Origin of the sequence: Streptomyces sp. NPDC059010 (assembly GCF_042740355.1) — a bacterium.
GTDB lineage: Bacteria > Actinomycetota > Actinomycetes > Streptomycetales > Streptomycetaceae > Streptomyces.
The window spans coordinates 177,819-189,060 of the sequence record NZ_JBHYJA010000008.1; the positions used below are offsets into that span (position 1 = coordinate 177,819).

12 protein-coding genes are annotated in these 11,242 nt (G+C 72.2%); 3 read left to right on the forward strand and 9 right to left on the reverse strand.

The features are described from left to right. Window positions 1–3: 3 nt before the first annotated feature. From ACFWYS_RS10825 to ACFWYS_RS10835, 3 genes are read right to left on the reverse strand one after another with little or no spacing between them, the layout of a single operon-like run. Window positions 4–747 carry a TrmH family RNA methyltransferase gene (locus ACFWYS_RS10825; protein ID WP_384765772.1) on the reverse strand — a complete coding sequence of 248 codons (744 nt, stop codon included), beginning with the start codon at window positions 745–747 and terminating at the stop codon, window positions 4–6. Continuing rightward, window positions 744–1,970 carry an HTTM domain-containing protein gene (locus ACFWYS_RS10830; protein WP_384765774.1) on the reverse strand — a complete coding sequence of 409 codons (1,227 nt, stop codon included), beginning with the start codon at window positions 1,968–1,970 and terminating at the stop codon, window positions 744–746. Before ACFWYS_RS10830 ends, ACFWYS_RS10825 begins: the two co-directional genes overlap by 4 nt. Continuing rightward, entirely contained in the window at window positions 1,967–2,725 is a 759-nt protein-coding gene (locus tag ACFWYS_RS10835; RefSeq protein WP_384765775.1) for a DUF5819 family protein, read from the reverse strand. Before ACFWYS_RS10835 ends, ACFWYS_RS10830 begins: the two co-directional genes overlap by 4 nt. A gap of 252 nt (window positions 2,726–2,977) precedes the next feature. Here ACFWYS_RS10835 and ACFWYS_RS10840 point away from each other — a divergent pair, with 252 nt between their 5' ends. After that, window positions 2,978–4,135, forward strand: a complete 1,158-nt coding sequence (locus tag ACFWYS_RS10840; RefSeq protein WP_384765776.1) for an acyl-CoA dehydrogenase family protein — start codon at window positions 2,978–2,980, stop codon at window positions 4,133–4,135. A gap of 75 nt (window positions 4,136–4,210) precedes the next feature. Here ACFWYS_RS10840 and ACFWYS_RS10845 read toward each other — a convergent pair whose 3' ends face one another. The 4 genes from ACFWYS_RS10845 to ACFWYS_RS10860 all read right to left on the reverse strand — a co-directional run bounded on the left by ACFWYS_RS10845 (window position 4,211) and on the right by ACFWYS_RS10860 (window position 7,793). After that, entirely contained in the window at window positions 4,211–4,540 is a 330-nt protein-coding gene (locus ACFWYS_RS10845) for a rhodanese-like domain-containing protein (protein WP_384765869.1), read from the reverse strand. A gap of 137 nt (window positions 4,541–4,677) precedes the next feature. Then, window positions 4,678–5,577, reverse strand: coding sequence for a hypothetical protein (locus tag ACFWYS_RS10850; protein WP_384765777.1), 900 nt, complete (start codon window positions 5,575–5,577; stop codon window positions 4,678–4,680). A gap of 150 nt (window positions 5,578–5,727) precedes the next feature. Further along, entirely contained in the window at window positions 5,728–7,200 is a 1,473-nt protein-coding gene (locus tag ACFWYS_RS10855; RefSeq protein ID WP_384765779.1) for a DUF2252 domain-containing protein, read from the reverse strand. 227 nt (window positions 7,201–7,427) lie between these two features. Continuing rightward, window positions 7,428–7,793, reverse strand: a complete 366-nt coding sequence (locus tag ACFWYS_RS10860; protein ID WP_384765780.1) for a winged helix-turn-helix transcriptional regulator — start codon at window positions 7,791–7,793, stop codon at window positions 7,428–7,430. A gap of 118 nt (window positions 7,794–7,911) precedes the next feature. Between ACFWYS_RS10860 and ACFWYS_RS10865 the strand changes: the two genes are divergently transcribed. After that, entirely contained in the window at window positions 7,912–8,562 is a 651-nt protein-coding gene (locus ACFWYS_RS10865; protein ID WP_384765781.1) for an FMN-dependent NADH-azoreductase, read from the forward strand. Window positions 8,563–8,743: 181 nt separating this feature from the next. Here the strand turns inward: ACFWYS_RS10865 and ACFWYS_RS10870 are convergent, their stop codons facing one another. Then, window positions 8,744–8,938, reverse strand: coding sequence for a hypothetical protein (locus tag ACFWYS_RS10870; protein ID WP_384765783.1), 195 nt, complete (start codon window positions 8,936–8,938; stop codon window positions 8,744–8,746). A 10-nt stretch (window positions 8,939–8,948) separates the two neighbouring features. Further along, complete coding sequence (locus ACFWYS_RS10875) at window positions 8,949–10,436, reverse strand: glycosyltransferase 87 family protein (protein WP_384765785.1); 1,488 nt, start codon at window positions 10,434–10,436, stop codon at window positions 8,949–8,951. Window positions 10,437–10,636: 200 nt separating this feature from the next. On the opposite strand from ACFWYS_RS10875, the gene ACFWYS_RS10880 reads away from it, so the two are divergent. Further along, window positions 10,637–10,999, forward strand: a complete 363-nt coding sequence (locus ACFWYS_RS10880) for a DUF1304 domain-containing protein (RefSeq protein ID WP_384765787.1) — start codon at window positions 10,637–10,639, stop codon at window positions 10,997–10,999. Window positions 11,000–11,242: the final 243 nt, after the last annotated feature.

Sequence of the window (11,242 nt, forward strand, 5' to 3'; positions counted from 1 at the left end):
AACTCAAGGGGCGCTGCCCGACCCGGCGCTCCAGTGGTACAGCGTCATCGCCACGCTGGTGGCGAGGTTGTAGCTGGAGACCTGGGGGCGCATCGGCAAGGCCACCAAATGGTCGGCACGCGCGCGTAGTTCGGCCGACAGGCCGCTTCGCTCCGACCCGAAGGCGAGGACGGCGTCGTCCGGGAGCTTCACGCCCCGGATGTCGTCGCCCTCCGGGTCCAGCGCGAAGAGCGGTCCCGGCGGCAGCTCGGCCACGTCCAGCCGCTCCACGGCCGTCGCGAAGTGCAGTCCCGCTCCGCCGCGTACGACCGTCGGATGCCAGGGGTCGAGCGTGCCGGTGGTGACCACGCCGGTCGCGCCGAAGCCGGCGGCCAGGCGGATCACGGCGCCCGCGTTGCCGAGGTTGCGGGGGTTGTCGAGGACCACGACCGGGGCGGTGCGCGGGGTGTGGGCCAGCTTTGCGAGGTTGGCCGTGCGGGACGGACGTACCGCCAGGGCGGCTACCGCCGTGGGGTGCGGGCGCGGCACCAGGGACGTGTACGTCGACTCCGGGACCTCGGTCAGCAGCGCGTCCAGCGGCTCCCGCACGTCCGGCGCCAGCTCGTCGGCGAGGGCCAGCGCCGCCTCCCGGTCCACGGCCACCGCCAACGGGACCTCGGCGCCGAAGCGGACGGCGTGCTTGAGGGCGTGGAAGCCGTCGAGCAGTACGGAGGTCCCGGCGAGCCGGTTCCAGGAGGTCACGGTCATGCCGGGAAGCCTACGTGCGCGTGCTCGGGGTTCTCCGGGGCGCGCGGTCCGGTAGGCGCCGCGGGGTCGTCGCCGCGCCGGGCCAGGCGCGACAGGCGTTCACGCGCGCGTGCCGCCCAGCCGCCCAGGCGGCGCAGGAACGTCGTCGGCAGGAAGACCGCGTCCGCCGCGATCATGGCGAGGGAGAAGAACGGCAGGCCCAGGACGACCGCGATCACCGCGTGCTCGGTGATCATCGCGGCGAGGAGCACGTTCTTGACCCGCCGGTTGAACAGCGTGAACGGGAAGGCGACCTGCACGAGGACCGTGCCGTAGGTGATCAGCATGACCATCGCGCCGCTGGAGGACAGCAGGTCGGCGAGGGCGGGCCAGGGGGAGAAGTAGTCGAGATGCAGCGGGTAGTAGACGGCGGTGCCGTCCTGCCAGCGGGAACCCTGGATCTTGTACCAGCCGGCGGTCGCGTAGATCAGGCACGCCTCGGCCATGATCACCAGCAGGGCGCCGTTGTGCACGATGTTGCCGATGACGTCGAGGAGGATCCGGGGCTCGGCCGTGCGCGCCCGGCGGCCGACGATCCACCACACGCCCAGCGACAGCCAGACGAGCCACAGGATCAGCGGCACGGTGAGGTCGCCGTCCAGACGGCCGGCCGCGGTCACCGCGACCAGCACGAACCCGAGCACGCTCCACAGCGCCGGGCCCATCCGGTCCGGCGCGATCCGCTCGCCACGCGCGTGTGCCGCGCTGCTGCGCCGGGCCCGGCGCTCGTCCAGCGACCAGACCTGGCCGCAGCGTGTGAAGACGAGGTAGACGCACATCAGGTGCAGGACGTTGTCGCCGCCGTCGCCCATGAAGATGGAGCGGTTCTGCAGGGAGAGCACGCCGACCATGAACAGCACGGACATCGTCCGGGTGCGCCAGCCGAGCAGCAGCAGAACGCTGGTCAGGACGGCGAAGACGTAGACGGTCTCGAACCAGAAGCCGCCGCTCGACCAGATCAGGGCGGTGAAGGAGCCGTTCGTCCCGATCAGCTGCTGGGCGAGGTCGAAGTCCCAGGGGCCGTCGGGGCCGTACATCTCCTGGCGGTGGGGAAACTCACGCAGCAGGAACAGCAGCCAGGTCGCGGCGAAGCCGATGCGGATCACGGCCGTCTGGTACGGGCCGAGGGCGGACTCGGTGACGCGGGCGATGGCGGAGGAGATCGCGAGGGCGAAGCGGTTCACCGGGCGACCTCCTGGGTCGCCGCCGCGGCGTCGGCCCCGTCCTTCGGGACCCACCACCAGGGCAGCACGCGGTAGGTCGGCTTGTCCGAGACCTGCTCGTCGCTCCACTTCGGGGGGCGCACATTGGTGGTGCGGGAGCGGACCTGGACGCGTTCGACGACGCCGCCCGCACCGGCCGCGTCCGCGCGGTCGAGGCGCAGCTCCACTATGTGCCGCAGATATGTCTCGGACAGGGCGCCGCGCAGTCCCACCGGACGGTTCTGGGTGTCGTGCGTGGCGAGGAAGAAGTCCCAGGCCCGGCGCAGCTCGTTCTGCTGGGTGTGGCTGGGCAGCAGATTGCCGTCGATGGCCCGGCCGTCCTGGGCGGACAGGTCGTACCAGCCGGTGGTGCGGGTGCCGCCGTCGCCGGTGGCGACCTCGGCGCGGACCTGCACCGCGATGTTCTGCTGCAGCGGGTTGGGGGCGAACAGCTTCCAGTTCTGTTCGAACTCCGGGTATATCCAGTCGTCGATCGCCTTGCCGTGCTGCTTGGTGACCGTGTTCGGCGGGGCGACGTGCAGAAAGACCATGCCGATGTGGACACAGACGGCGATCGCGACGACCGCGAGGGCGAGGGCGGCACCGATCTGGTAGCGCAGGGAGAGGGCGGCCACGCCGATGCGGGGTTCGGGGGACGGCGGCGCGGGCGGGTCGGCCTGCGGCTCCTCGTCGGGCCCGTGCCGGGCGGCCGAGCCTGCGGCGTGCGCGTCTGCCATTTCCGTTTCGTTCCCCGATTCCGGTCCGTCTGCTCCGGGCGCTCGCCGGGAACGGTACTCAGGCACACCCGCCGGGCACAGCCCCTGTCGGGCCGCCGTTTCCCCACACCATACGGGGGTCTCAAGAAGCGGTAAGAGCGTCTTACCCGGAGCATTCCCTTCTTCTAGAACCTGTTCTATCTTGACGCACCGTCAGATCGAACCGTCGGATCGATTCCGTCAGATCGCCGTGCGTGTGGAAGGGCAGGGACCGTGGACTTCACCTTCACCGAGGAGCAGCAGGCGGCGGCCGAGGCGGCGCGCGGGGTGTTCGCCGGGGTCGCGCCGGACGCCGTGCCCTCTCCGGCGCTCACCCCGGGCGCCGTCGCCGACGACTTCGACCGCCCGCTGTGGGGCCGGCTCGCGGACGCGGACCTGCTGAGCCTGCTCCTCGCTGAGGAGTACGGCGGTGCAGGCCTCGACGCCGTCGCGCTGTGCCTGGTGCTGCGCGAGTCGGCGAAGGTACTGGCCCGGGTGCCGCTGCTGGAGAGCAGCGCGGCGATCGCGGCCGTCCAGGCCTACGGCGGCCCCGAGCTGAAGGCCGGGCTGCTCGCGCGGGCGGGACGCGGGGAGGTCGTGCTGACGGTCGCCGCGCACGGCCGCACCGGCCACGACCCGGCCGAGCTCGCGGTGACCGCCCGGCAGGACGGCTCCGGGTGGGTGCTGGACGGGGTGCAGACCATGGTGCCCTGGGCGTACGACGCCGATCTCGTCGTCGTGCCGGCCCGTACGGCCGCCGACCGGACCGTCCTCGCGCTGGTGGCGCGCGGCGTGGAGGGGGGCGTGGACGGGCGCGTGGAGGGGGTCTCGCTCGCCGAGCAGTTCTCGACCAGCGGGGAGCGGCTGGGGGAGCTGCGGCTGGAGTCGGTGCGGCTGGCGGCGCGGGACGTCATCGAGGCGGAGGGGGCGTGGGAGTGGCTGCGGGAGCTGCTCGCCATCGGGACGTGTGCGCTGGCGCTCGGGCTGGGCGAGCGGGTGCTGGGGATGACCTCGGAGTACGCGAGCAAGCGGGAGCAGTTCGGGCATCCCATCGCCACGTTCCAGGCGGTCGCCGTGCAGTCCGCCGACCGCTACATCGACCTGCGCGCGATGGAGGCCACCCTGTGGCAGGCCTCCTGGCGGATCACCTCGGGGACGCGGGGCGCACTGCCCGCCTCCGGAGACGTCGCCGTCGCCAAGATCTGGGCCTCGGAGGGCGTCCGGCGGATCGTGCAGACGGCCCAGCATCTGCACGGCGGCTTCGGCGCCGACGTCGACTACTCGCTGCACCGGTACCACGCCTGGGCCAAGCACCTGGAACTGGCACTCGGCCCGGCGGCGGCCCACGAAGAGGCACTGGGGGAGCTGCTGGCGGCGCATCCGCTGGGGTAGGGCGGCGGTGAGGTCGCGCTGCTGGGGTAGCGGCGGTGAGGTCGCGACGGTGGAGTCGCGTCGGCGCCGGGCGCGCTACAGCACGAACCCCTGCTTGCCCTCGTCCGTCGTCACGGGGCGTCCGGCCGCCGCCCACACCTGCATGCCGCCATCCACGTTCACGGCGTCGATGCCCTGCTGGACCAGGTACATCGTGACCTGCGCCGACCGGCCGCCGGAGCGACAGATCACATGGACGCGGCCGTCCTGCGGGGCGGCTTCGGTCAGCTCGCCGTAGCGGGCCACGAACTCGCTGATGGGGATGTGCAGGGCGCCTTCGGCGTGGCCCGCCTGCCATTCGTCGTCCTCGCGGACGTCCAGGAGGAAGTCGTCGTCCTTGAGGTCGGTGACCTCGACCGTGGGCACGGCAGATCCGAAGTTCATGACTCCGACGCTACCTGACGGGTGCGGGGGCTGTTTTCGGCGCCCATCGGGGAGGGTACGGCCGTGAAACAGGGGGCTGCGGGTTTCGTTGTGGCTTGCCGCACCCACGCGGCGCTCCCCTAGCCGAGCAGTGCCGCGAGTGCCGCTTCCCGCTCCGCGACCTGGGCCAGGAGCTGCTCCGCGATCTCCTCCAGAAGGCGGTCCGGGTCGTCGGGGGCAATGCGGAGCATCGCGCCGATCGCGCTCTCCTCCAGCTCCTTCGCGACCAGGGCGAGCATCTCCTTGCGCTGGGCGAGCCATTCGAGGCGGGCGTAGAGCTCCTCGGCAGGGGTCGGACCCTGATCCTTGGGGACGGGCCCCGCGGCCCACTCCTCGGCCAGCTCACGCAGCAACGCCTCGTCGCCTCGGGCGTAGGCGGCGTTGACGCGGGTGATGAACTCCTCGCGCCGGGAACGCTCGGCCTCTTCCTGGGCGAGGTCGGGGTGGGCCTTGCGGGCCAGCTCGCGGTAGAGCTTGCGGGCCTCGTCGCTGGGGCGCACCCGCTGGGGCGGCTGTACCGGCTGCTCCGTGAGCATCGCCGCGGCCTCCGGGAACAGCCCGCCGCCGTCCATCCAGCCGTGGAACAGCTCCTCGACGCCGGGCATCGGCAGCACACGGGCGCGTGCCTCGTCGGCCTTGCGGATGTCCTCGGGGTCGCCGGTGCGGGCGGCCGTGGCCTCGGCGATCCGGGCGTCCAGCTCATCGAGGCGGGCGTACATCGGGCCGAGCTTCTGGTGGTGCAGCCGGGAGAAGTTCTCCACCTCGACGCGGAAGGTCTCCACCGCGATCTCGTACTCGATCAACGCCTGCTCGGCGGCCCGCACGGCCCGCTCCAGCCGCTCCTCGGGCCGACCGTCACCCTCGGCCGTCACCTGTGCCTCACCACCCTGCTCGGCTCCAGCGGCGGGCACCTCGGCACCACCCCGCGTCCCCGCACCAGCGGGCTCGGCCTGGGACTGCTCAGCTTCGGGCGTCGTCACCCGACCAGCGTAGGCCACGCCCTGACCTGCCCTTCGTACACACCACTACCGCGAGCCTCGCACTGACGTCATGGCCGACTCACGAACCCAGCCCGCCCAAGAACGCCGTACCTCACCGATCCCGCGCGAAGCGCAAGCGGCCGCCGCCCCTCACACTCCCGTCTCCGCGGCGATCCGCCCCGCCTTCACCGCTCCCACCAGTGCCGCGTGGTCCGCCTCCGTGCGGTCGGCGTAGTTGACGGCGAACGTGGCGATCGCCTCGTCCAGCTCCTCGTTCTTGCCGCAGTAGCCGGAGATCAGTCGGGGGTCGGCGCTGTGGGAGTGGGCGCGGGCCAGCAGGGCGCCGGTCATACGGGCGTAGTCGTCTATCTGGTCGGCGGCCAGTTCGGCCGGGTCCACGCTGCCCTTGCGGTTGCGGAACTGGCGCACCTGGAAGGGGAGCCCGTCGACCGTCGTCCAGCCGAGCAGGATGTCGCTGACCACCTGCATCCGCTTCTGGCCGAGGACCACGCGCCGCCCCTCGTGGTCCGCCTCGGGCGCCTCGAAGCCGGCCGTCACCAGGTGCGGGACGAGGACCGAGGACCGGGCCTCCTTCACCTGGAGGACCAGCGACTCGCCCCGGTGGTCCAGGAGCAGCACGACGTACGAACGGGTGCCCACGCTGCCCGTGCCCACCACGCGGAACGCCACGTCGTGCACCGCGTGACGGGAGAGCAGGGGGTGGCGGTCCTCGGAGAGCGTGGTGACGTAGCTCTCCAGCGAGGCCGCGACCGCCGCCGCCTCCTCGTCCGGGACCCGGCGCAGTACCGGAGGGGCGTCGACGAACCGGCGGCCACCGTCCTCGGTCGGCTCCGTCGACTTCGCCGCGAAGCGACCGCTGGTGTTGGCCCGCGCCTTCTCCGCGACCCGCTCCAGCGTGCCGAGCAGGTCATGGGCGTCGGTGTGGGAGACGAGCTCCTCGTCCGCGATCGCGTTCCACGCGTCCAGCACCGGGAGCTTGGCCAGCAGCCGCATGGTGCGCCGGTAGGCACCGACCGTGTCGTGAGCCGCCTTGCGGCACTTGTCCTCGTCCGCGCCCGACTCCCGGCCCGCGAGCACCAGCGAGGCGGCGAGCCGCTTGAGGTCCCACTCCCAGGGGCCGTACAGCGTCTCGTCGAAGTCGTTCAGGTCGATGACCAGGCCACCGCGTGCGTCGGCGTACAGACCGAAGTTCCCCGCGTGCGCGTCACCGCAGATCTGGGCGCGGATCCGGGTCATGGGGGTGCGGGCGAGGTCGTACGCCATCAGCCCCGCCGAGCCGCGCAGGAACGCGAAGGGCGTCGCCGCCATCCGGCCGACCCTGATCGGCGTGAGCTCGGGGAGCCGGCCCTGGTTGGACTGCTCCACGGCGGCCACCGCGTCGGGCCGGGCGGCGTCGAGATCGAGGATCGCGTGCTCACCGCGCGGGACGCCCCTGCGCAGCTCCTTGCCCTCCTCCTTGGGCGACCCGCCGCCGGGCCACTCGGCGAAGCCGCCCACCCGGGGCAGCCGACGCGCCACGGACCGCGACCGCGCCCCGGACTCCGGTGCCTGCGCCACCACCGCAGCGGCCTGCGCCGTACCCTCCGCACCGACCTCGGCCATACCGACCGCCTCCCCCGCTCGCACACGAACATCAACTCGTGTCGACGTTACAACCGGTGGCCGGAACTCGTCAGACCCTGTGGACAACTCCGCGGCTGTGGAAATCCCGCACGGAGCACCGGCGGAGGCACCGCCCGAAGGATCGGCCGAAGACCGGCCGAAGGACCGGCCGGCGCACTGAGCGCGCACCAAGCGCAGCGGCCCACCGCGCACCGGACGCACCCGCCTCAGCAACCCCCGGGGCGCTCCCCGTCGCACAGATACTTCTTCGCCCACGTACCCAGCTCGCTCAGCGCGGGCTCCAGCGCGGCGCCCGCCTCCGTCAGCCGGTACTCGACCCGCAGCGGCGGCCCCTCGTACACCTCGCGCACGACGAGCCCCGCGGCGGCCAGCTCGGTCAGCCGGTCGGAGAGCATGCGCTCGCTGATGCCGGGAATCGCCCGGCGCAGGGAGACGAAGTAGGCGGGCCCCGCGGTCAGGACGGCCACGATCGGGCCGGTCCAGCGCTTTCCGAGCAGTTGGAAGACGCGGGTGATGCCGTCGTCGACCTGCTTGCACTCCGCCACGTCGTGACTCTGCTCACCAGCCGCCATGCCTTCAGCGTACTACCTTGCCGTATGTGGATGAAAAAAAGTAAGTACCTGTGTTATCCATAGTCGAGTACGAACTTTCAGTTACTGCGGGCTTCGCCCATTCCCTCTGGAGATCCCCATGGCAACGCTGCTGCACATCGACTCCTCGGTCTTCCCCACCGACGCCTCCTCCTCCCGAGCGGTCACCGACGCCTTCCGCCGCACCTGGCAGGAACAGCACCCCGAGGGCACCATGATCCACCGCGACCTCGCCACGCACCCGGTGCCGCACATCAGCGCCCACTCCCACACGGCCGGTTTCTCCGATCCGGCCACGCACAGCCCCGAGCAGGCCGCCGCCTTCGCGGAGCGCGTGCAGCTGATCGAGGAGCTGGAGCGCGCGGACGCCGTACTGATCGGCGCCCCGATGTACAACCTGACGATCCCGTCGACGCTGAAGGCCTGGCTGGACAACGTGGTCCTGATGGGCCGTACCGCGGGCGACACCCAGTCGGTCAAGGGCACCCCGGTCACCGTTGTCGCCAGCCGCGGCGGCGCCTACGGGCCGGGCACCCCGCGCGCGGGCTACGAGTACGTGCAGAACTACCTGTCCGCGATCCTGGCCGACTTCCTCGGCGCCGACGTCGACTTCATCGTCCCGGAGCTCACGATGGCCCCGGCGAATCCGCAGATGGCCGAGCTGGTCCCCCTCTTCGAGGCCTCCCGCGAGCGCGCGCTCGGCGAGGCCACCGCCAAGGCGAAGCAGCTGGCCCAGCGGCTCGCGGCGTAGCGGAGGCCGGTGCCGAGTGACCGCCGGCCGGTGACCGCACACGCACGCGCGCGTAGGACTCGGATCCATCGTTCCGGGCACTACGCGCGCGTGCCCGCACCCGGAGCCGCTGGAGCCCTTGGAGTCGTCGGAGCCGCTGGAGCCCTTGAGCCCACTGGTGTTGCCGGAGTCGCCGGAGCCATCACCCGGAGCCGTCGACTCCCCGCACCGCCACCCCCGTGGAGGCCCCCGGCGACTCCCCTGCCGACTGCTGCCCCACCGTCGGCAGACACAGCGCCACGACCAGCCCGAGCACCGCAAGCCCGGTGACCCGAGCCAGTTCCGCGCCCCGGCGACCGGCCACTCCCCCGAGACGCACCCTCGACCCGTCACGCACGCCCGCCTCCTCACCCACGCCCGGCCCCGATCAACCGCTCGTCCTTCACGAGCCGCTCCCCCCTCACCGGCCGCTCTCCCCCCACCGGCCGCAGCCCCTTCACCGACGCCCCGCCCATCGCCGACGCCCGGCCCTTCACCAGCCCTCCGGCCCTCACCGACCCTCCGCTCCTCACCGACCCTCCAGCCCTCACCAGCCGCCCGACCCGCCGAGCAGCCGTCACCAGCTCCGCCCGCCGGAACCAGGTGGCCAGGACCAGCGGATAGACCAGGTATCCGAACCGCGTCGCCGGCATCAGGCACATCGCCAGCCCCAGCCCGATCGCCAACCGGTCCGCGGCCTGGACGACGGTCCTGGGCGGACGTATCGCCAACGACACCGCCACACCGACCGCGGCGGCCGCGAGGGCGAGCGTGGCCAGGACGGAACCGCCGGGGACGTAGGTGGCCAGCAAGTACCCGGGCAGCGGGCTGGCCGCCGGCGAACGCACCCCGCCCTCACCGAGCGGGAAGAGCACTACGTGCTCCACGAAGGCGTGCGGGTCGGCCAAGGCCGCCGGCACCACGGCCACCGCGGCCACCAGCACGGCGACGACCCCGGCCCGTACGGCCGCACGCCGCCCCGCCGTCACCGCGAGCAGCACCAGCCCCACCGGCAGCAACGGCCAGGCGGTCCACTTCAGCGCGGCCGCGGCCCCGATCGCGAGCCCGGCCGCCATGCCGGAACCGCCCCGGCCCGCCAGCGCCAGCCCCAGGCACATCAGCCCGATCACCGGCAGGTCGACCCCGCCGACGGCCAGCGGCAGCGCGACGGCCGGGAAGGCCGCGAGAAGCAGCACGGCGTTGACGGTGAACACCCCGCCTGCCGCACCTGCGCCCGAAGTCCCGTCCCGCCAAAGGGACTTACGACGCCCCGGCCCCCGCGCGGCGACCAGCATGGACGCCAGGAACGCCGCACAGAACCACACCCGGGCGTCCGCCATCGGCGTATCGCCGAACAGCGCGCGCGGTATCCCGAAGATCGCCATCCCGGGCAGGTACGGGTTGTAGTCCTCGACGTCGGCCGGGTGCGGCAGATACGGGCTGCCGGAGTGCAGCAGCAGACCGCCCGAATTCTCGACGACACGTACCTCCGACTGCGCGGAACCCATGACGACCATGACCGCCAGCGGCAGTACGACGGCCCCGATCAGCGCGGCGACCGCACCGCGCCGGCCCCAGGCGTACGGCGACCGACGGGCGAGCTCCGCCGCGACGACGTATCCGACGGCCGCGCAGGCGCCCCAGATCCGGTGCGGGGTGAGAGTCGTCACCAGGGCCAGCGACAGCGCGAAGCCCGCGCATCCGAGCCAGAACAGCACGTCCTGGCGCGCCCGGAGAACCCGGAGAGCCCGACGCGACGACGCATGGCCGCCCCGGTGGGGCTCCTGCCGTACGGGAGCGACGGCAGGACCGCCGGGCCGGACTCCGGCGACGAGGGAGAGGGAATCGGGTGGCATCGGTGGGCTCCTGGGGAAGGGGAGCTCCAATCTCGCGCCGAGCAGGCACCCGCCACCTCGGCCGAACGGCCACCGTTCACAGCCCTCGCGACGTGCGGCTCAGCCGAAAGGCCGACGGGACCGGCAGGACCCGAAAGACCGGTCGGGCCGAAAGGCCGACCGGCGAACCGCCCCGAATCCCGCACCGGCACAATCACCGCATGCATCTGATCTCCGTCGTCCTCGTCGCCCTCATGGCGCTGCTGCACGTCTACATCCTGGTCCTGGAGATGTTCCTGTGGCAGCGCGGCCCGGGCCGTCGCTTCCACGGCTTCGACGCGGAGCTGGCCCGCACCACCGCGCCGCTGGCCGCCAACCAGGGTCTCTACAACGGCTTCCTGGCCGCGGGCCTGGTCTGGGGCCTGATCGCCGACGACCCGACCGGCTACCGCGTCCAGATCTTCTTCCTGTCCTGCATCGTCGTCGCCGGTGTCTACGGCGCGGCCACCGCCAACCGCCGCATCCTCTTCGCCCAGGCCCTGCCGGCCGCCGTGACGCTCGCCACGGTCCTCGCGGCGGGCTGAGTCCCGTGCCGTGACCTGAGAGCTTCATCACAGGTCACGGCGCCCAGGACGCAGGAGCGCGGCACAACGTGGCGAACGCAACAGGGGCAAGGCAGCGGGGGCAACATCAAGCAAACAGAAGAGGCGGCATCGTGAATACGATGCCGCCAGTTGGTGCGTGCGCGGGGGGGGAGTCTGTCTCTTATACACAACAGACGCTGCCGACGACAAAGCAAGTGTATATCTCGGTGGTCGCCGTATCAA

Bases quoted from the DNA above. Each gene is read 5' to 3' on its own strand.
- ACFWYS_RS10825 (WP_384765772.1), bottom strand. From the start codon at position 747: ATGACCGTGACCTCCTGGAACCGGCTCGCCGGGACCTCCGTACTGCTC.
- ACFWYS_RS10835 (WP_384765775.1), bottom strand. From the start codon at position 2,725: ATGGCAGACGCGCACGCCGCAGGCTCGGCCGCCCGGCACGGGCCCGAC.
- ACFWYS_RS10855 (WP_384765779.1), bottom strand. From the start codon at position 7,200: ATGGCCGAGGTCGGTGCGGAGGGTACGGCGCAGGCCGCTGCGGTGGTG.
- ACFWYS_RS10860 (WP_384765780.1), bottom strand. From the start codon at position 7,793: ATGGCGGCTGGTGAGCAGAGTCACGACGTGGCGGAGTGCAAGCAGGTC.
- ACFWYS_RS10865 (WP_384765781.1), top strand. From the start codon at position 7,912: ATGGCAACGCTGCTGCACATCGACTCCTCGGTCTTCCCCACCGACGCC.
- ACFWYS_RS10875 (WP_384765785.1), bottom strand. From the start codon at position 10,436: ATGCCACCCGATTCCCTCTCCCTCGTCGCCGGAGTCCGGCCCGGCGGT.
- ACFWYS_RS10880 (WP_384765787.1), top strand. From the start codon at position 10,637: ATGCATCTGATCTCCGTCGTCCTCGTCGCCCTCATGGCGCTGCTGCAC.